Origin of the sequence: Deinococcus radiopugnans ATCC 19172 (genome assembly GCF_006335125.1) — a bacterium.
GTDB lineage: Bacteria > Deinococcota > Deinococci > Deinococcales > Deinococcaceae > Deinococcus > Deinococcus radiopugnans.
Genome location: NZ_VDMO01000029.1, coordinates 19,510 through 39,167 on the forward strand (window position 1 = coordinate 19,510; position 19,658 = coordinate 39,167).

General features: G+C 65.8%; 18 protein-coding genes and 1 pseudogene. 8 read left to right on the forward strand and 11 right to left on the reverse strand.

Features of this window, described 5'->3' with window-relative positions; translation table 11 throughout:
• The first annotated feature begins 122 nt into the window (after positions 1-122).
• The gene (locus tag FHR04_RS18225; RefSeq protein WP_081994945.1) at positions 123-1,373 is read left to right on the forward strand and encodes an ABC transporter ATP-binding protein; all 1,251 of its coding nucleotides are present in this window, start codon (positions 123-125) and stop codon (positions 1,371-1,373) included.
• 81 nt (positions 1,374-1,454) lie between these two features.
• On the opposite strand, the gene FHR04_RS18230 is transcribed toward FHR04_RS18225, so the two are convergent.
• Genes FHR04_RS18230 through FHR04_RS18240 form a run of 3 tightly spaced genes read right to left on the reverse strand, consistent with a single transcriptional unit; the run spans position 1,455 to position 3,656 of the window.
• Positions 1,455-2,243, reverse strand: coding sequence for an ABC transporter permease subunit (locus FHR04_RS18230; RefSeq protein WP_139404638.1), 789 nt, complete (start codon positions 2,241-2,243; stop codon positions 1,455-1,457).
• Positions 2,233-3,144: an ABC transporter ATP-binding protein gene (locus FHR04_RS18235; RefSeq protein ID WP_139404639.1), complete on the reverse strand. Its 912-nt coding sequence runs from the start codon at positions 3,142-3,144 to the stop codon at positions 2,233-2,235. Before FHR04_RS18235 ends, FHR04_RS18230 begins: the two co-directional genes overlap by 11 nt.
• Entirely contained in the window at positions 3,141-3,656 is a 516-nt protein-coding gene (locus tag FHR04_RS18240) for a GbsR/MarR family transcriptional regulator (RefSeq protein WP_211344216.1), read from the reverse strand. Before FHR04_RS18240 ends, FHR04_RS18235 begins: the two co-directional genes overlap by 4 nt.
• Positions 3,657-3,981: 325 nt before the next feature.
• On the opposite strand from FHR04_RS18240, the gene typA reads away from it, so the two are divergent.
• Entirely contained in the window at positions 3,982-5,763 is a 1,782-nt protein-coding gene (typA, locus tag FHR04_RS18245) for a translational GTPase TypA (RefSeq protein WP_039683088.1), read from the forward strand.
• 89 nt (positions 5,764-5,852) lie between these two features.
• On the opposite strand, the gene FHR04_RS18250 is transcribed toward typA, so the two are convergent.
• The 4 genes from FHR04_RS18250 to FHR04_RS18265 all read right to left on the reverse strand — a co-directional run bounded on the left by FHR04_RS18250 (position 5,853) and on the right by FHR04_RS18265 (position 9,548).
• Positions 5,853-6,416 (reverse strand): hypothetical protein, encoded by a 564-nt coding sequence (locus tag FHR04_RS18250; protein ID WP_139404640.1) that lies wholly within the window; start codon positions 6,414-6,416, stop codon positions 5,853-5,855.
• Between the two features lie 134 nt (positions 6,417-6,550).
• Complete coding sequence (locus tag FHR04_RS18255; protein WP_139404641.1) at positions 6,551-7,540, reverse strand: prohibitin family protein; 990 nt, start codon at positions 7,538-7,540, stop codon at positions 6,551-6,553.
• 138 nt (positions 7,541-7,678) lie between these two features.
• Positions 7,679-8,353 (reverse strand): outer membrane lipoprotein carrier protein LolA, encoded by a 675-nt coding sequence (locus FHR04_RS18260; protein WP_249039208.1) that lies wholly within the window; start codon positions 8,351-8,353, stop codon positions 7,679-7,681.
• A gap of 232 nt (positions 8,354-8,585) precedes the next feature.
• Positions 8,586-9,548, reverse strand: a complete 963-nt coding sequence (locus FHR04_RS18265; RefSeq protein WP_139404643.1) for a hypothetical protein — start codon at positions 9,546-9,548, stop codon at positions 8,586-8,588.
• A gap of 93 nt (positions 9,549-9,641) precedes the next feature.
• Between FHR04_RS18265 and FHR04_RS18270 the strand changes: the two genes are divergently transcribed.
• A complete protein-coding gene (locus tag FHR04_RS18270; protein ID WP_139404644.1) occupies positions 9,642-10,136 on the forward strand; it encodes an LEA/WHy family protein in 495 nt (164 codons plus the stop codon).
• 82 nt (positions 10,137-10,218) lie between these two features.
• Here FHR04_RS18270 and FHR04_RS18275 read toward each other — a convergent pair whose 3' ends face one another.
• From FHR04_RS18275 to FHR04_RS18290, 4 genes are all read right to left on the reverse strand, one after another.
• Positions 10,219-10,809, reverse strand: coding sequence for a hypothetical protein (locus tag FHR04_RS18275; protein ID WP_139404645.1), 591 nt, complete (start codon positions 10,807-10,809; stop codon positions 10,219-10,221).
• Positions 10,800-11,693 carry a CapA family protein gene (locus FHR04_RS18280; protein WP_249039209.1) on the reverse strand — a complete coding sequence of 298 codons (894 nt, stop codon included), beginning with the start codon at positions 11,691-11,693 and terminating at the stop codon, positions 10,800-10,802. The genes FHR04_RS18275 and FHR04_RS18280 overlap by 10 nt, the downstream gene beginning before the upstream one ends.
• Complete coding sequence (locus FHR04_RS18285; protein ID WP_249039210.1) at positions 11,690-13,735, reverse strand: DUF3160 domain-containing protein; 2,046 nt, start codon at positions 13,733-13,735, stop codon at positions 11,690-11,692. Before FHR04_RS18285 ends, FHR04_RS18280 begins: the two co-directional genes overlap by 4 nt.
• Positions 13,736-13,832: 97 nt before the next feature.
• Positions 13,833-14,510: a carboxypeptidase-like regulatory domain-containing protein gene (locus FHR04_RS18290; RefSeq protein ID WP_170214015.1), complete on the reverse strand. Its 678-nt coding sequence runs from the start codon at positions 14,508-14,510 to the stop codon at positions 13,833-13,835.
• 421 nt (positions 14,511-14,931) lie between these two features.
• Between FHR04_RS18290 and secG the strand changes: the two genes are divergently transcribed.
• The 5 genes and pseudogenes from secG to dppD all read left to right on the forward strand — a co-directional run.
• Positions 14,932-15,156 (forward strand): preprotein translocase subunit SecG, encoded by a 225-nt coding sequence (gene secG, locus FHR04_RS18295; RefSeq protein ID WP_039683104.1) that lies wholly within the window; start codon positions 14,932-14,934, stop codon positions 15,154-15,156.
• Positions 15,157-15,440: 284 nt separating this feature from the next.
• Positions 15,441-17,207 (forward strand): ABC transporter substrate-binding protein, encoded by a 1,767-nt coding sequence (locus FHR04_RS18300; protein WP_139404647.1) that lies wholly within the window; start codon positions 15,441-15,443, stop codon positions 17,205-17,207.
• Positions 17,208-17,297: 90 nt separating this feature from the next.
• Positions 17,298-18,278: an ABC transporter permease gene (locus FHR04_RS18305; protein ID WP_139404648.1), complete on the forward strand. Its 981-nt coding sequence runs from the start codon at positions 17,298-17,300 to the stop codon at positions 18,276-18,278.
• A 6-nt stretch (positions 18,279-18,284) separates the two neighbouring features.
• Positions 18,285-19,424, forward strand: coding sequence for an ABC transporter permease (locus FHR04_RS18310; RefSeq protein ID WP_139404649.1), 1,140 nt, complete (start codon positions 18,285-18,287; stop codon positions 19,422-19,424).
• 73 nt (positions 19,425-19,497) lie between these two features.
• A pseudogene (dppD, locus tag FHR04_RS21470) lies at positions 19,498-19,658 on the forward strand (dipeptide ABC transporter ATP-binding protein DppD); the annotation flags it as partial.

The window sequence follows — 19,658 nt, forward strand, 5'->3', positions numbered from 1 at the left end:
GGCGTCAGTGTAAGCAACGGGTTTCTCGTTCTCGTACCCCGGTTGTCCGAACCGTATCGGCACGTTTCCCATGTGTCAGACCCATTCACGGACAAGAGTAGGGGCGAAAGGTAGGCGTACTCATGGCAGAAGTCATCCTGGAACACATCGACAAGATGTACGGCAGCAAGCAGCACGCGGTGAAGGACTTTAACCTCCACATTCAGGACCGTGAATTCATGGTCTTCGTGGGACCGTCCGGCTGCGGCAAGTCCACCACCCTGCGCATGATCGCGGGCCTGGAAGACATCAGCGACGGCATCCTGAAGATCGGGGACCGCGTGGTCAACGACGTGCCGCCCAAGGACCGCGACATCGCGATGGTGTTCCAGAACTACGCGCTGTACCCGCACATGAACGTCTACGAGAACATGGCCTTTGGCCTGAAGCTGCGCAAGACCCCCAAGGACGAGATCGAGCGCCGCGTGCGGGACGCCGCCAAGATCCTGCAGATCGAGCATCTGCTGGGGCGCAAGCCCAAGGAACTGTCGGGCGGTCAGCGCCAGCGCGTGGCGATGGGCCGCGCCATCGTGCGCGAACCCGCCGTGTTCCTGATGGACGAGCCGCTCTCGAACCTGGACGCCAAGCTGCGCGTGGAAATGCGCTCGCAGATCAACCAGCTGCACCGCCGTCTGGGCGCCACCATCGTCTACGTGACCCACGATCAGGTGGAAGCGATGACGCTGGGCAACCGCATCGTGGTGATGCGCGACGGCCTGATCATGCAGGTCGACACGCCCATGAACCTCTACGATTTCCCGCAGAACAAGTTCGTGGCGGGCTTTATCGGCAGCCCCAGCATGAACCTGATCTCGGGCACCGTGAAGAACGGTCAGTTCATGGTCGGCAACGATCCTGTGGCCGCGATGGGCAAGCTGGCGCAGAGCCTGAAAGCCTACGAGGGCAAGGAAGTCCTGATGGGCATCCGTCCCGAACATATCGGGCTGATCGGGCTGACCGAGACGCCCGTGGGCACCAACGTGATTCACGGCAAAGTGGTGGTCGTCGAGCCGCTGGGCGCGCAGACCGATCTGATCGTGGAAGTGGCCGGGCAGGACGTGACGGTTAAGGTGGAAGGTCAGGCGCTGGTGCAACCCGGCGACGACATCGAACTGGTGCTCGACCAGACTCGCCTGCACGCCTTCGATACCGCCACCGAACAGGCGATTGACCGTGGCACGGCACTCGGCAAGCGCGGACAGGCCGATACCCCGGACCTGGGCTACGAGTATCCCGGCGTGACCAAGAAGAACCAGCAGAGCATGCCTCAGGGAGCGGGACAGGCGCAGGATGACATGCTGACCAAGGAACGCATCGTCATCAGCAGCGACTGATTCAAGAGTTACAGGTCGACAAGAGATACAAGTCAAAGGGCCGGACGCGTTATTGCGCTCCGGCCCTTCTGAATATCGGGGTCAGCCGCGCACGTCCCGGTTCCCGAATGCGGGCGCGGCCAGCCCAATCAGCGCCGCGCCCAGCAGCAGGCACACCAGCAGGGGCGTGGGGCTGACCGCGTGTTCCAGCGGCAGGTCACTCAGCGCGTATTTCCAGGGATTGAGCCACGCCAGATCGTTCAGGAGCGGCACCTGGGAGGCGACGCTCTGCAGCACCACCAGCCCGACGCCCAGGCCGGCGCCGACGCCGACCGCCAGGCCGGGGTGGCCTGTCGCCGCGCCGAGGGCCAGGGCCAGGGCGCCGAACAGCCAAGCGCCCAGCGTGTGCAGGGCCACCGTGGTCAGCAGGTGTCCAGCCGGCAGCGGGGCCTGAAACGCCTGTCCGGCCAGCAGGATGCTCAGGAACAGCGCGGCCCCCAGGACCAGCAGCATGGTCAGCAGGGCGACTGCGCGCCCCAGCAGCAGCGTGGCGCGCGGCAGCGGCTGGGCCAGCGGGAACTCCAGCCAGCCGCGCTCCTCCTGGCCCGCGATCAGCGCCGAACCCTGCAGCGCGGCGAACACGGTCAGCACGACCGGCATCAGGCTCAGCAGCTTGCCGCCCACGTATCCGGCGGGGGTGCCCAAGTTGTCACCGGCCAGCGCCCGCAACGCTTCGGGTAGGCTCTGCATCAGCTCGCCCAGGGCCGCGTTGCCCTTGAGCATGGGAAAGAAGGCCAGCAGCACGGCGGTGTACACGGCGATGCCCACCGCCCACCACAGCAGGCTGCGGCGTGAGTCCTGCAGCGCCTGCCTCCACGCTTCAAGCCACATGGGCGGTCTCCAGGTGTGCCGGTTCGCTGCGGTACTCGTCCATAAAGGCGTCCTCCAGTGTGGACGGCGTGAGGCTCAGGGCCGTCAGTGATTCTCCGGCCAGTGCCCGGATCAAGGGGTCGGGGCCGCCGCGCCACTGTCCCCGGAAGCTCAGCCCGTCGGCCACGCCTCCGCTCATGCCGTTCAGGGCGGTGAGGTCAATGCTGGGGGGGCGGGCAAACTGCAGCGTCACCTGTTGCGGCAGACTGGCCTTGAGGGCCTCGATGCCCTCCACCCGAATCAGTTCGCCGCGCCGGATGATGCCCACCCGCCCGGCCACGCGCTCGATCTCGCTCAGGACGTGACTGGACAGGAAGACGGTGCGGCCCTCGCCTTGGGCTTCGCGCAGCAGTCCCAGTACGGTGTCCTGCACCAGCGGGTCCAGGCCGTCGGTGGGCTCGTCCAGCACCAGCAGTTCGGGGCGGTGCATCAGCGCCAGGGTCAGGCCGACTTTCTGGCGGTTGCCCTTACTCAGGGTGCCCAGCCGGGCGTCCAGCCGCAGTTCCAGCCGCCGCGCCACGTCCAGTCCGTACTCGGCGCTGGCCCCGCCCCGGAGCCGGCAACTGCGGCCCATCAGCTCGCGGGCCGAGTGGTCCCGGCCCAGCTGGACCTCACCGGGCAGGTAGCCCACCCGCCGGTGAACCGCCACGCGCTCGCTCCACACGTCATGCCCCAGCACGCGCCCGCGGCCTCCGGTGGGGCGCAGAAACCCCATCAGCGTGCGGATCGCGGTGGTCTTGCCCGCCCCGTTCGGCCCGATGAAGCCGAAGATCTCGCCCGCCGCCACGCTCAGGTTCAGCGGGGCCAGCCCCACGCCAGGGGCATACAGCTTGCTCAGCTCGGTGGTTTCGATGGCGTTCATGACTCCTCCTTCGGGTTCATCCGGTCCTCCTGGTTGATCCGGTGCCAGTCCTCCAGCACGGCGGGGAACAGGCGCAGCCAGTGACCGTAGAAGCGCTGCATCTCGCGCAGGGGGGCCGCCTCGGCTCCCGGCGGCAGCGCCTGCAGCCCGTCGGCGGCCAGATCGTGCAGGGTCTGGAGCTTGCGGTTGCCCTGTTCGGTCAGGGTGGCCCAGGCGTTGGGGCGCACCCGGAAACGGTCAGCCCGTTCGCCGGGATTGGGCGCCCGCTCGGCCAGCCCCAGCAGCGTCAGGTGCTTGACCGCCCCGCTGATGCCCGCCCGGCTGGCCTGAAGGCGTTCGGCCAGCTCCGCCGGGGTCAGCCCGCCCGCCGGGGCTACCAGCAGCGCCCCCAGCACGCGCCCTGCCGCGCGCGGCATGCCCACCATCTCGAACAGCAGGCCGGCGCGCTCCATGAACTGCTCGCTCGCGGCGGTGGGCGCGAAAGGGTCTGGAGCTGGTGGTGTGTCGGTCATGCCTGAAGTGTATGACATTTCAGACATTAGTGAAATCCGGTGATCGGCTCCTGGGTCTGGTGTCCCATATCGAGGAACGTGAGCGGCACCCGCTACGGACCCGGCGCGAATCTGTTAAAATCTCCGTTTGGGTGTCCCGCCCACTCGTGACCGGCCTGCCGGTGCCAGGAGTTGAGGTGGGCTTTTTGAGGTCGGTCCTGGCTCCCCAGCGCGCTTTTCTCGGGCATGTGGCGCGGATCGGCAGCACCACGCAACCAACACACTGTCCTCCACCATTGTCGGGCGTCTCCCGGCAGGCAGCGCCGGGCAGAAGAGAGGCAAAAATATGGAATACCGGAATATCGCCATCATCGCGCACGTCGACCACGGCAAGACCACCCTGGTGGACGCCCTGCTCAAGCAGACCCTGAAGCTCGGTCATGGCGAGGAACTGGCCGAACGCGCCATGGACAGCAACGACCTGGAACGCGAGCGCGGCATCACCATTCTCGCCAAGAACACGGCTGTGGAGTACGGCGGCGTCAAGATCAACATCGTGGACACCCCCGGCCACGCGGACTTCGGCGGCGAGGTCGAGCGCGTGCTGGGCATGGTCAGCGGCTGCCTGGTGCTGGTGGACGCGGCGGAAGGCCCGATGCCCCAGACCCGCTTCGTGCTGCGCAAGGCCATCGAACTGGGCCTGAAGCCCATCGTGGTCATCAACAAGATCGACCGCATCGACGCGCGCCCCGAGGAAGTGGTCAATCTGACCTTCGACCTGATGGCCGAACTGGGCGCCAACGACGATCAGCTCGACTTTCCGATCCTGTACGCGATTGCCCGTGAAGGCAAGGCGTTCCGGGATCTGGACAAGCCGCAGGACGACATGCACGAGCTGTTCGAGATGGTCCTGGAGCACATTCCCGCCCCCCCCGCCGATCTGGAGGCCCCCTTCCAGATGCTGGTGACCAACCTGGACTACTCCGAGTACCTGGGCCGCATCGTGCTGGGCCGGGTGCAGCGCGGCACGGTCAAGAAGGGTGAGTTTGTGCAGCTGATGCACAAGGACGGCACCATGACCAAGAGCCGCGTGGTGCAGCCGTTTACCCACATGGGCCTGCGCCGCATCGAGGCCGATGAGGTCAGCGCGGGCGACATCGTGGCGCTGGCCGGCATCGAGGACGCGCAGATTGGCGAAACCGTGGCCGATCTGGCGGACCCCGAGGCGTTGCCGATCATCACCGTGGACGAGCCCACCGTCAGCATGACCTTCCAGCCGAACACCAGCCCCTTTGCGGGCAAGGACGGCAAGTACGTCACCAGCCGCCACCTGAATGACCGCCTGAAGCGCGAGGTCATGACCAACGTGTCCCTGAAGGTGGACGAGGTGCGGCCCGACGAGTTCATCGTGTCCGGACGCGGCGAGCTGCACCTGTCGATCCTGCTGGAAACCATGCGCCGCGAGGGCTACGAGGTTCAGGTCGGCAGCCCCCAGGTGATCATCCGCGAGATCGACGGCGTGAAGCACGAGCCGGTCGAGCATCTGGTAATCGACGTCCCTGAGCAGCACGCCAGCAGCGTGATCGGCGTGTTGGGCGGCCGCAAGGGCCAGATGGTCAACATGGAGCCGCAGGGCACCCGCAGCCGGGTGGAGTTCAAGATTCCGTCCCGCGCTCTGTTCGGCTTCCGCAACCAGTTCCTGTCCATGACCCAGGGCGAGGGCATCATGAGCCACGTCTTCGACGGCTATGCGCCGTGGGCCGGGGACATCAAGATCCGCCAGAACGGCTCGCTGGTCAGCATGGAAGACGGCCCGGCCTTCGCGTACTCGATCTGGAAGCTGCAGGACCGCGGCTCGTTCTTCATCGACGCGGGCGCCGAAGTGTACGTGGGCATGATCGTGGGTGAAAACGCCCGCGAGCAGGACATGAACGTCAACGTCTGCAAGAACAAGAAGCTGACCAACGTGCGCTCGTCGGGCGCCGACGACGCCCTGACCCTGACCCCGCCGCGTCGCCTGAGCCTGGAAGACGCGCTGGAGTACATCGGCAGCGACGAACTGGTGGAGCTGACCCCCCACAACATCCGCCTGCGCAAGAAGGTGCTGAACCCCAGCATGCGCAAATAGGCCCCCGAGTCCACAGCGCCCGAGTCCACAGCGAAAGCCCCCGCGTCCGTTCAGGAGCGGGGGCTTTCGCTGTGCAGGTAGGGCGCGCTTCAGCCCTTGCGCAGTTCCGGCTTCAGGCGCAGTTCCGATTCTGCCGCGCCGAAGCGTTCGCGCAGGAAGCGGCCCTGACTGAGCAGCCGGTCGGCCGTGGCATGGTCGTGGCGCAGCGCCTCGCGCACGCCGTCTTCCAGCAGGCCCAGTTGCTCGGTCAGCAGGGTTTCGGGCGGCTGGCCCTGGCTTTCCAGGGTGCGCCGCGCGCCGTCCGTCAGGTTCAGGTACGCGCGCAGGGTGTCGGGCAGATACGCCCCTATGGTCTGGGCAATCAGGTAGGCGGTGCGGGTGTCGCCGTTCACCCCCGCCCTGTGGGCGTCGGTCACCAGGCACAGCAGCGCCCACGCCTGGGTGCGGGCCGGCTCGGGCAGCCGCAGGGCCAGCGACTCCGGGGCATCGGCCTGCGGGCGCGGCAGCGCGGAAGGGGCGGCAGCGGCGGGCAGCGGCGGGCCCTCGTCCTGCTGGAAGGTCATGGCCTTCCTGGCCGTCTTGCCCAGGTTGTCCACGTAAACGATGGCCGTGATGCCGCCGAAAATCACCAGCAGAATCAGGACAAGCATCATGGGGCGAACCTCCTGCGGGTGGACACCTGAAATGTCGTTCGGCTCATCCAGGGAAGTCTAGCGCTCCCGGCTGCCGCACTGGAACGGGTGGGTCTTCCCCGGAGGCGGGCCGCCGTCTGCGTGGTTATCCCGGCTCAGTTGCCGGACGGGGTCGGGGCCGCCTTGGGCTGGGTCTGCACGCCCAGCGACTTCAGGTCCAGCAGGAAGTTGCCGTCGCTGGGCAGCATGATGGTCTGGATGCCGGGGGCCAGGCGCTCGGCCACCGTGAGCTGGATCAGCTGCGGGTTTTCCTTGAGGGACTTGCCGCGCAGCGACAGCGCTTCGGCCTGCCCGCGGGCGGTGGCGATGGCGGCTTTGGCCTCGCCCTCGGCCTTGACCACGTCGCGCTGGGCGCTGATCTCGGCCTGTTGCAGGCGGTTGCGTTCCACGGCCACCTGCTGCTCGGCGGTCTGCTTTTCCTCGATGGCCTTGGCCACGCTTTCGGGGATCTTCAGCTCCCGCAGCAGGATGGCGTCCAGGATCAGGTTGTTGCGCGAGAAGGACTTGTTCAGCTCGGTGGTAATGGTGCCTTCCAGCTGTGCCCGCTGATTGCTGATCAGGTCGGCGGCCCCGAACTGCCCGATGGCGTCGCGCACCTTGGCGCGGACCTGCGGGCGCAGAGCGGTGTTGATGTAGTTGCGCCCCAGTTCCTTGTGGAGAATGGCCGCCTTGGCGCGGTCAATCCGGAACTGCACCGTCACCTCCGCCGTGATGTCCAGCCCTTCCTTGCTGCGGGCACTGATGGAACCCTCATCACCCTGCGCCGCAGTCTGGGACAGCGTGACCTCCTGCAGGCGGGCGTCGTAGGTGGTCACGTGATCGACGAAGGGCATCACGAAATGCAGGCCCTCCTGCAGGGGGTTGGGCTTGACCCCGGTAAACGAGCTGAACACCACGCCCACGTAGCCCGCCGGAATCACGGTGACGCTCTGGGCCACGATCAGCCCGGCCACCACCACCCCGCCGATAGTCCAGCCCAGCCGGGGCGAGAAGCGGGCGGGCGGAGGGGGGGGCGGGCCATTCCCGGTGGGATTGTTGACGGGATTGGCGCGGAAGGGGGAGGAGCCTGGATCAGAGTTGGTCATGCTCAGTCATACGCGGCCAGCGCACGGAAAGTTGCCGGTGGGGAGGGGACATGGGAGGCGGGCACACAAAAAGAAGAGGCCGCTCTCGCGTGCCCCTTCTCCTGGTTCAGCCCCTGTGGCCCGACGGGTGATCTCTCCCTATTGCCGGACGATCTCCGCGTCCTTGGGCAACTGCTTGAGCCCGGCCACGCTGAGGCCGGAGTTGATCTTGTAGTTGCTGACGTTCAGATCGGCCAGCGACTTGCCCGCGCTGCTTACGATCTGGACGCGGGTGGGGCGCCAACCCGCCTCGGTGATAAAGACGCGCGTCTTGTCGGTGGAGTTGCCGTTCTTGGGGGTGGCCTCCAGCTGGAACAGGCGTTTCCCGGCCGCGCCCGTGGTGGACAGCAGTTTCACGTTGTACTGCGAGAGCAGCGAAGCCGTGTTGCTGAGCTGCGTGAAATCCAGCCCGCCGAAGCCCGCGCTGTCGGCGGCCTTTTTGGTGGAGGTCACGGTGACCTGATTGGTCAGGAACAGGTACTGGCGAATCTCATTCTTGTCGGCCACCACGATGTTGTCGGCCAGCGCGTCGGGGGCGTTGAACTGCAGGCGGGCCACGTTCTGCGCGGGAATGCTCTTGACCGTGAAATCGATCTTCTGCGGGCTGGACTCCAGCGAGGCGCTGCCGCTCAGGCGGAATGAGATGTCCTTGGCGGCCTTCTGGGCAGCGTCTACTTTAGAGATGATGTCCTGAACGGTCTGGGCACTGGCGGAAGGGATCAGCAACACGCCGCAGAGGGCGAGAAGGGAAGTCAGTTTGAGAGGTGTCCTCATGCCAGAAAGTATCGCGCCCGTCCTCATGAGAAGGGGGCGCGGCGGCTGACGGGGGATTCATACGGATTCCGTTTATTCCGTGAAGGAATCGGGACAGCGCGGATCCCTCCACTCCATGTCTGAAATCCGTTTTTCTCCTTCTCGCTCTGCTTCGCAGCTTTACAAGTCTGCTCGGATTTCGGGTTGACGCGTCAACCTTTCAATCGGAGTCTGGATCACGCTGTGGCCGGGTTCAGGGCGTTGAATCTTCTCCCAGCGGCAGGCGGTAGGTGAGCCGCGCCCCGTAGCCGGTCTGACCGTCCGGCGTGCGCCCACCACTGACGTTCAGGCCCACCTCGCCGCTGCCCAGGGGCCGGGTGGCTGCGATTCCGGCGCGCAGCGGCGTGCTGGCGGTGCGCCACGGCTCGTAGGCCGCGTACAGGCGCACGCTGCTGCCGGGGCCGAGCAACTCGCCCGCGTCCACGCTGCCGGTGATTCCGAAGGTCTTGGGCCCCACCAGCGCGTCCAACCCCAGGTTCAGGCCCGATTCGGCGGCATAGGACACGCCCCCGGTTACGCCCAGCACGTCCTGCCCCGCGCGCACCCCGGCCCGCCACGTCAGCGTGCCGACAGTTTCGGTTTCCGGCTCGTCGCCGGGCTGCGCGCCCTCGTCAGGCGGCAGGAGGCGGGTCAGCTCGCGGCGGCCCTCCACGCCGACGGTGCCCATGTTCTGCCCGCCGAACTCGCCGCCTACCACGGCGATCAGGTTCCGGTTGACGCGGTAGCGGGCGCTGAGCTGGGCATTAAAGCCGCGCTCACGTGTGTCGGTGGCGTCGAATGTCCACAGACTCAGGGGGTCAATGCGCGTCGCCGGGGCGCTGAAACCGCTGGCCGCCAGATTCAGCGCCACCGGCCCCACGCTGCTGCCCAGCCGCGCCGACGCCTGCATGCCCCCCGCAAAGGCCGCCGCCACGTCCGCGCGGGCCGTCACCACGCCCAGCGGCGGCAGGGCCAGACTGCGCGCGTAGCCCACCGTGGCGGCGCGGGTGGACAGGCCCGCCGACACGCGCCCGCCCAGCGCCGGAAAGTCCGAGACGCCCACCCGTGCCCAGCCCCCGCCTTGCGGGCCGCCGTGATAGGACACGCCGAAGTCCAGGGCGGTTGCGCCCGCCGTTCCTGCCAGCGCCAGGGCCAGCGCCATCCATCCTCTCGTCATGGGCGCACTCTCTTCATGGGCGCAGGGTAGCAGCGCCGGAGCGCGCGGCATCTTCATCAGCCTTTTCAGGTGCGGGCCGGGTAGGGTGGGGCCATGCGTCTCCTGTTGCCCGCTGTCCTTGTCGCCTGTGGCCTGAGCGCCTGCGCGCCCGCGTCCCAGGTGCTGCAGGTGCCCACCCTGGAAGTCCAGAGCGTTCGTCTGACCCGCCTGTCGCTGCCGGGCGGGCTGGGCGGCGCGCCCGTGGCGGACCTGAAACTGGGGTTGCGCGTGACCAACCCCAACGCCGTGCCCCTGAAGATGAGCAACATCGAGGCCACGCTGGTGATCGACGGCGCGCAGGTGGGCCAGGCGGAATTTCCCCGCGTGAACGTTCCGGCACGCGGCTCGGCGGACCAGCAGGCCGACGTGTCCATTCCGGTCACGCTGTCCACCGCCGCCTCGTTCCTGAAGGTGGCGCGCGGGCAGCAGGTGACGTACCGGCTGGACGGCAACTTCACCGCCGACTTCGGCCCGCTGGGACCCAAGAACTTCGGCCCGTTCACGCTGAGCCAGGGGCAGTGGAAGCAGAACCCGATCATCCCCTTCTGAGTGAGGCTGGCGGGAGGCGCGCGGCCAGTGGAACCGATGGCCCACCGATTAACCTGACCTATGCCTTTCAGCGCACGGCCCTTCAGCGCACGGCAGGTTGACCGGCGGCGTCCACGCTGAGCTGCCGGGCTGTCAGGGGCGCGCGGCGCTCCAGCCGGAAGCCGAAGCCGGTCCAGCTCCACTCGCTGAGGGCCACGGATGCGGCGCCGCGTCCGCTGGCGTAGCGGCCTTCCAGGGCCACCAGTCGGCCACCGGGCAGCACACTCAGGACCAGGACCGGGCGGAACAGCGCGCTGCCCACCCAGACGTTGTGGTAGGTGCCGCGTGGCCCCGGCTTGAGCACCGCGATGTGGGCGCTGTCACCCAGCGCGTCCCGGTTGGCGGTGATGGGCGACGCGGTGGGGGACCAGCGCGTGATCGGCCAGTCGCTCCAGGGACGCCAGACGGCCAGCACGCATTCGGGGCTGCCGTCGCCGGTCACATCGGCGTAGGCCTGCGAGCGCACGTCCCAGCTTGCGGGCAGCTTCAGCGGTGGGCAGGGTGGGGGCGGGCGCAGCGCCCCGGCAGGGGCGAGGCTGCCGTCTGCCCGCAGCGCCTGCCAACCGCCCGCGTCGCCGCCTGCCTGCACCGGCCCGGTCAGCAGAAGGGCCGCCAGCAGCGCTGTTAGCCGCACGCGGGCAACCCCAGCCGACTGAGGATGCGGGGCCGTTCCTGAGCGTTGGCCGAGGAGACGCGGCCCGCGCGGTAACGGGTAGGCACCGCGCAGGCGCTCCAGCCCTGTGCCCCGTGCGGTCCCTGGGCCACGCGCGTGGCCCGCACCACCGCCCCCACCCGCGTGTCCGGGTAGGGCTGGTCCAGCAGCAGGTTGCCCAGGCTGTACAGCACCAGGGTCTGGCCCAGCCGATCGTGGCCCTGCAGGACGTGCGGCCCGCTGCCCACGATCAGGTCCGCCCCCGCCGAGGCCAGCTCGCGGGCCAGGTGCCGCTGCCGCGCCGTGACCGGGCCGTATTCCACGCCCCAGTGCACCCCCACCACCACCAGCTGGGCCTGCCGTGCCCCCTCCCGGATGGCGGACAGGGGCGGCGGTGTGCGGCCGTCGTCGAAGAACGCGGCCCACGCAACGGGCACGCCGCCCACCTCCGTGATGCTCAGGGCGCGGGTGACCGGGGTCAGTCCATGCTCCCGCAGCACCCGGCGCGACTGACGCTGTCCCGCCGCGCCGCCGTCGTGCGCGTGGTTGTTCTCCACGCCCAGGTGGGTGAAGGCGAACAGGGCCGCCGCTCCGGCGGGAGGTGCCCGCAGGTCCAGCCCGCCGCCCGTGTGCGGCGCGGTGGTCAGTGGCGACTCCAGATTGCCGAAGGTGGCGTCGGCCCTCAGCGCTTCACGCAGAGCGGCGAGCGTGGCCCCCCAGTCTGCCGCGTTGACCTGCGCCACCCCCCGCGCCACGCTCACGTCGCCCACCAGGGCGAAGGTCAGGGGCAGCTGGTGTTGCTGCCCGCCAGAAGTCAGGCCCAGCAGACCCAGGGCGGCCAGCAGCGCCCTTCCCCCTGCCCTCACCGCACCACGATGCCGTCCAGCCACGGGTGCATGGGCGGCAGGGTGCCGGCCTTCAGCCGCGCCCGCCACGCCTCGTCGGTCAGGCGCCCAGAAACGGGCACCGTGAACTCGTACTGCGAGTACACGCCGCCGCGCGCGATCTGCTGCCCTCCGCGTCCGTCCGGCACGACGGCGTACAGCTCGTGAATGGTGCCGGTGGCTTCCTCCAGCGCGCGGTCCGTCGCCGTCGCCACGTCGGCCACCACGCCTGCGTAGGGCGGCTCGTCGAAGGTGGGGGTGCCGCCGCCGTCCTCTCCCTCGGGATCGGTGCTGGCGAGCTTGAGCTGCTCCAGCCAGCCGCCGAAGAAGTGGATGCGGTCGTAGCTGTCCCGGCTCAGGGGCTGTCCGGCCAGTTGCCTGGCCGTGGCCGCTTTCAGGAAGTCCAGCATGTCGCGCAGGCTCTCCAGGTTGTTGGCGCTGCGCTCGGAGAGAATATTCTGCTCGGTCAGCACGCGGCGGGTCAGGGCCTCCAGCGCCAGCAGGCGGGTCCAGACCGCCGCATTCGGCTCCACGTACCCGCGTGGATGTTCGGGTTCCTCACCGGCGCCCATCTCGGCCATCACCTGCTTGGCGTACAGCAACGTGTCGTGCCGCAGCTCGGTCCACGAGCCCAGCGCCGTGAGCATCTCCTTGCGGGTCCACGCGGGCGTGCGCATAAAGGCCGGGTAGCGGCTGTCGCGTGCCTCGGGTTTGGCCAGCGCCTGCAAGACGTACAGCCAGCCGCTGTAGACGTTGGCGTTCCAGTCGGCGGGGCGCAGCGCGGCGAACTGGCCCCGGACCTTTTGCATCTGCGTGCCGTAATTCGCGTAGCCCGCGTCCCCCAGCTTCTTCAACTCGTTCAGGGCCGCGTCGCTGCCCATCGCGGCCAGCAGGTCCAGGCCGCGCGGAAGGGTGCGCGGCTTCTGTTCGGTGCCCACCTCGCGGTAGACCAGCTGTTGCAGCGCCGCGCCGTCCAGGGTGAAGCGCTGACCCATCAGCCGGAAGCCCAGCGTCTCGCGCCCGCGCACGTCCACGCCCTCGCCGGGTTTCGCCACCACGAAGACGCTGTTGACGCGCGGCGGCGGCAGCTTGGCCAGGGCGGCCTGGAACGCCTTCACCGTGGCGGCGTCGCCCAGCCGACGGATATTCCCGCCCGTCACCGTCTGAAGTGTCTGCGCGTATTGCCGGTAATTGAGGTCGTCGCTCGCGCCGATCAGCAGGGCGGTGGGATCGTACAGCCGCGCCCACAGCGCCTGCGCCTGCGCGTCCCCGGTCAGCAGGTGCGTGATCAGGGCCGCCGTGCGCGTCTCGTCGGCTTTCTGCACCCGCAGGTTGATGCGGCCCAGCCACGTCAGCGTGCGGAAGGAGCGCTTCAGCGTTTCGGACCGGGTGTAGTGGCCGCGCGGCACGTACTGCGAGTAGTCCTCCAGCAGGCCCGAGGCCACGAAGATGGGCGACGGGGCAGTGCCCGCGTGGGCCTCGATCAGTTTCAGTTCCGCTGCCACCACCTGCGCCACTTCTGGCGGGACTGAGGCCGCCGGGTCCGCCAGTTTCTGCGCGACGGCCAGGTACGCCAGCGCCCGGCGAGCGTCGGCCTCCAGCGGGGTTCCGCCCAGCGCCTTCACCTGTTTCTGTGCGCCCGCCACCAGCCGCGCCGTGAGCTGCCGTGCCGCCGGGGCCAGTGTTTCACGCTCCAGATCGCGCAGCAATTTGTCGAAGACGAGGTGGTAGATGTGCAGCACCGCGTCGGTGGTCACGAAGACGGGCTGCTCGGCGTAGCGGGTGGCCTCGTACACCGCGTCGAACTGCCGCCACCCTGCGGGCGCGATCACGAAGCCCTGCCGCGTGAGGGCCGAGCGCTGGGCCGCGTTCAGGGCGGGCAGGCCCAGATCGGGGTTGCCCTTCAGCAGCCCTGGGTTGCTCAGGGTGCCGGGCTGTACGGGCAGCGTGAACACTTGTGCGTGTGTCCCGCTGGCGAGGGCCAGACCACCGGACAGGATCAGAACCATCTGGGTGCGCATCATGATGCCTCCACAGTACACATTGCCGCGCAGTCAGCTTCAGGCGGCTTACGAACATGAAGGCGGGTGCTCGGGGTGGCCCCGGCCAGAGCGACTGAAATTACCGCCGGACTTCCAGAAACAGCGTCGGCTGGGTCTTATAAAATCCCTCCACGAAGGGACCGGTGTAGCTGCGGCCCCACGCATAATCCTCGTTGTGGTCAGGGCGCGGTCTGCGACTGATCTGGAGAGGCTGGCCTTCATAGGTGGCCGTGACCCGGTACGTCCCCCACATCACGTTGGCCAGCAGCGCCCCATCCCCCGTCCGCCGTGGACGGCCCTGGATGACGCGGCCTGCGCTGCCGTCGGCCAGCTTGCCCACCGGGGTCAGGGTCAGCTCGATCTTGGTCTCGTCGATGTCGGAGGTGTCGATGGAGGGCGTCACGATCACGTGGCCCAGGCTGCCGTAAGGATCGGCGCTGGTCACGGGTTTCGGCTTAAAAGTGAAATTGCGGACGCCGCCCTCGGTGCCGGCCAGCAGCTTGGGGTTCTCGGGGATCAGGTCAATGCCCACCGTGTAGTCGCCGTACTTCAGGTTCACCGTCGCCGTGACGTTCCAGGTGCCTATGGGCTTGCTGATATCCAGCTTGTACTTGCCGTTGGCGTCGGTGTAGCCGATCACGTTGGTGTTGTAGAACAGCGTGTTGTCGGCGATCACGGTGGCGCTCCGGACAGGTTGGCCCGCCGCATCCACCACGCGCCCAGTCACGCTCGCCGACAGCGCAGAGGTCAGAATCAAGGCGGCTCCCAGCGCTGTCAGCCGCGTCAAACGCCTGATCACATTGTCCATAGATCACCTTAGGTTAAGAGCCGGGTAAAGAGCCTGAGAGTGAAGATTGTGGTAATTCGTTGGCCCTTGTCTCACACGCTGGCGAGATTGATGTGATCGTCGGGTGGCTGGGACTCTGGGTACACGAGTGGTGCTGCTCGGTAACAAAGGGTGCCTTTCGGAGAAGCTGGAGCTGTTCAATCGGGGCAACTGTTCAGGACAGGGGACGCGTTCTACGACAGCCCAAACAACCTGTGCCCACCCTGTGTGACCCAATCAGGAGAGAAGGCACTGGTGTATGCTGATGGCTGCCCGGCTGCCCGGCTGGGAAAAGAGCGGAAGTTGACGTGAATTCACGCCACCCGGTCGGTATCTACACCAGAGGTAACCCATGATTCTGAACCTGTTTCTCGTGCTGTTCGCGCTGATCTGTGTGGCGCTGGTCTTCTTCATTCTGCTGCAGGTGCCGCGTCAGGCGGGCCTCTCGGCCAGCATGGCTTCCGGCGGGTCTCTGCTGGGCGGCCGTGGTGTCGAAGGTGGCTTGGTCCGTATTACCAGCGTCCTGGGCGGCTTTTTCATGCTGTTGGCGTTGCTGATCGGCATCGTTTCTCGCTGATTATCGCCCCCCCAGACCCAGAAGCACCTCGCGAGAGCGGCTTCTGGGCTTTTCGTGGAAAATTCTTGCCTGAGAGCCTTACGTGTGTAAAGTGATGAGCGTTGAATTGGGTCAGGATCAAGGAAAGGTGATTTGGTGCTTGACCTGGACTAGGCCACTTCATATATTGACCGCGCTGGAAACCCCACGACAACTAGGCAAGCGCCCGGCTACTGCCGGAACGTTCGCATTTCCAGAACTTCAGCTCGGAAGTTGTTGCCTGATCATCCTATTGGAGGATTCACATGAAGAAAGCACTGTTCCTGGCCCTGGCCATGGCCGCAACCACCTCGATGGCTGCTCCCTTCGTCTACCCCGCTGCCTGGACCGCCGAGCAGAACACCGCGAACAAGCGCGGCGGCGAGTACCGCGACTACACGCTGTCGGACTTTAAGACCTTCAACCCCTTCACCAGTGCCGAGGCCACCAGCATCCCTGGCAGGATGGCGGACACCTCGGCGACCCTGTTCACCCAGGATCCCCGGACCAACGAGTTCATCCCCAAGATGGCAGACGGCCCCGCCGTGGTCAGCAACAACAACAAGCGTTTCGTGGTCAAGATCCGTCCTGGAATGAAGTTCAGCGATGGCCAGCCGATCACCGCCGACGACTGGATCACCACCTGGAAGATCCACACCGACGACAAGGTGGGCAGCAACAGCTACGACACCTTCTTCATCAACGACAAGCCGGTCACGATCAAGAAAATTAACGACATGACCCTGCAGTTCGACTTCCCCACCCAGAGCTCCACCGCCCTGAGCATCATGAGCTTCGCTCCCTGGCCGGATCACGTCTTCGGCAAGGCGTACAAGGCCGGCGGCGCGGAAGCCGTCAAGAAGATGTGGGGCCTGGGGACCAAACCCAGCGAGATCGTTTCGGCGGGCATGTGGGTGCTGGACAGCTACAAGGCCGGCGAGCGCGCCGTGCTGAAGGCCAACAAGTTCTACGGCGACTGGAACAAGGACAGCAAAGGCAACGCAATTCCTTACCTGAACACCTACTCCTACCGCATCGTGCCTGACTTGAACGCTGGTCTGGCGGCGTACCTGGCCGGGCAGCTCGACAACTTTGGGGCCAGCAAGGCCGACGATCTGGCGCAGATCAAGAAGGCGATCGACGCTGGCAACCTCAAGGCGTTCCTGAAGGCCAACGTCAGCCCGCAGGCCACCTCCTCCTGGATCACCTTCAACTGGAACAAGTCCGGTGACCCCGCCAAGCAGGCGCTGTTCCGCGACGTGCGCTTCCGCCGCGCCATGAGCCATATCGCCAACCGTGACGCCATGATCAAGCTGGCGCTGGGCGGCCTGGGCAGCGAGGTGTACTTCAGCGTCTACCCCATCTTCAAGGACCAGACGGACGCGGGCCTGAAGGCTGGTGCGCCCGAGTACAAGTACGATCTGGCGCAGGCCAGCAAGCTGCTGGCGCAGATCGGCTACAAGAAGAAGAACGCCGACGGCTACCTGGTGGACAGCAAGGGCAAGGTGCTGGAGTTCAACCTGTCGACCAACGCGGGCAACACCGTGCGTGAGCAGTTGGGCCAGATCTTCCGCGATGAGGCCAAGAAAGTGGGCGTCAAGGTCAACTTCACCCCCATCGACTTCAACACCCTGGTGGGTCAGCTGACCGCCAAGGGCGAGAACCGTCCCTTCGACGCGATCCTGCTGGGTCTGTCGGGCGGCACCAACATTTGGCCCTTCGGCGTGAACGTGGTGCCCTGCGGGACCAACCTGCACAGCTACAACAACCCGACCGACGGCAAGTGCCTGACCAGTCAGGAACAGCTGATGACCAAGGAGTACTACCAGGGCGACGCCGAGCTGAACACCGCCAAGCGTCTGGCCATCGGCGCACAGCTGATGAAGAATGAGGGCGAGCTGCAGCCTGTGATCTACCTGGTGGGCACCAACTACCACGTGACCTACAACACCCGCGTGGGCGGTCAGTACCCGGATAACCTGATGGACGCCTACTACGGTTCGCGTGACATCGGCCTGACCTTCATCAAGTAATCCAGCCACGTTCGTTTCAGGGGGTGGTCTGCTATGGGCGGACTACCCCCCTTCCATTGAAAAAACCATCCAGAGCCAACGGAGAGAGGCATGATCCCATTTTTAGTCCGGCGCTTTTTTCAGGCCATCCCCACGCTGCTGCTGGCCAGCGTGTTGATCTTTTTCGTGATCTCGCTGGCCCCCGGTGACTTCCTGACGCCCGCCAAGCTCAATCCTGGTATCAGCGAAGAGCAGCTCAGAAATCTGAGCGTCGGCTTTGGGCTGGACAAACCAGCCTATATTCAGTACTTCTACTGGATGTGGAACATGCTGCACGGCGACTTCGGCACGTCTTTCCAGTACACCCAGCCGGTCCTGCCTGTGATCTGGCCCCGCATCGTTAACTCGGTCTATCTGGTTCTTCTGAATCTGGTGTTCTTCTACGCCATCGCCATTCCTGTCGGCGTGTACGGCGCGGTGCGCCAGAACAGCTTTGGTGACAAGGCCATCAACGTGGTGCTGTACTTCTTGCTAGGTTTTCCTAGCTTTTTCTTGTTTCTGATCGTAATTTACTTCATCCTTCAGATTCGCAATGCGACGGGCTGGGACATTCCATTGGGAGGGATGACCAGCAACGGCTATGAGCAACTTTCTGCGATTGGCCAGTTTTGGGATGTCCTGCGGCATCTGCTCATCCCGGCAATCGTCCTGGCGGTCACCGACGCGGCGGGTCTGACCCGTGTCATTCGGGGCCTGATGCTGGAAGTGATGCGCTCTGATTACATCCGCACGGCGCGGGCCAAAGGCGTCAGCGAGCGCACCGCCATCTGGAAACACACCTTCCGCAACGCCATCCTGCCGATTGTCGCGGGGATCGGCGGCCTGTTGCCCGGCGCCATCAGCGGCGCAGGCTTTGTAGAAGTGGTGTACAACTATCCTGGGATCACCCCCATGCTGCTCACGGCCATTCAAGCCTCAGACCTGTACCTGATCGCAGGCTTTACGGTCATTTCCACCATCTTGCTGATCATCGGCAACGCCCTCTCAGACATTCTCCTGGCTGTGGTTGACCCACGCATCAAGGTCGGGTGAGGTGAAATGACTACTGCTGCGCCTCAACAAAACGCAAAGCCCCGCCCGCAGGGGCAGTCCCAGTTCTCCGTCGCCTGGGGGCAGTTTCGCAAGAATCGTCTAGCCCAGACTGGTGCTGTGGGACTGATCCTGATTTACCTGATGGCCATCTTTGCTCCCTTTCTTGCTCCAGACGGTCTGTCCAGCTATTCCACGACGGACATCACTCGCTTCCAGCCGCCCACACCGGTTCACATTCGTGATCCACAGACAGGCGCACTGACTCGTCCATACGTCTTCAAATACTCCCAGCAGCTCAACATGGACACCTTCGTCAACGAGTACAAGCCGACGACGGAGCAGTGTCCCATCTACTTCGGCGTGCGCGGGGCGTCGTACAAGATTCTGGGCTTCATTCCCGGCAACCTTCATCTGTACGGCACCGGGAACGATCAGGTGGGGTGCAATGTTTTCCTGATCGGCGGCGAGGCGCTGGGCCGTGATCTACTGACCCGCACTCTGTACGCTTCACAGATCAGCCTGACCATCGGGGTGGTGGCGGTCTTGCTCAGCACGTTTATTGGCCTGTTCATGGGCGCGCTGGCCGCCTTCTTTGGAGGCATCACCGATACCTTGATCATGCGTCTGGTCGAGGTGATTTCGGCCATCCCCACCCTCTTTCTGCTGATTTTGCTGCGGTCCGTCTTTCCACAGAACATCAACCCTATTTTGGTGCTGTACATCATTCTGGGCATCCTGGCGTTCATCGGCTGGGGCGGACTGGCGCGCGTAACGCGCGGGCAACTGCTGAGCGTGCGCGAGCAGGATTTCGTCTCGGCGGCTCGCGCGCTGGGGGCCAGCGACAACCGCGTGATGTGGCGGCACATGCTGCCCACCATGACCACTTACGTGATTGTCACCGTGTCACTCGCTATTCCCGTCTTTATTCTGCTGGAATCCGGCCTGAGCTTCCTGGGCATCGGCGCAGTGGAACCCTACGTGAGCTGGGGCAGTCTGCTGGCGCAGGCGCAGGAAGGTGGGCTGTCCAGCCTGAACTCGCGGCCCTGGGTGCTGATTCCCGGCTTCTTCATCGTATTTACGGTGGGCTGCTTCCAGCTTCTGGGCGACGGTCTGCGCGACGCTTTTGACCCGCGCAAGCGGCAGTAATGGAGGACCGTGACATGCAGAGAATTGTGTGCAGTCCATGTATGATGCGTGGCGTGCGAACAATGGAGGAAGAATGACCGACCACGCCACCAAACATGCGGATGTGCTGCTGGCCGTGAACGGCCTGAAGACGTATTTCAACACCGACGACGGGGTGGTCAAGAGTGTGGACGGGGTGACCTTCCACATCAACAAGGGCGAGACCCTGGGCGTGGTGGGTGAATCCGGCTCGGG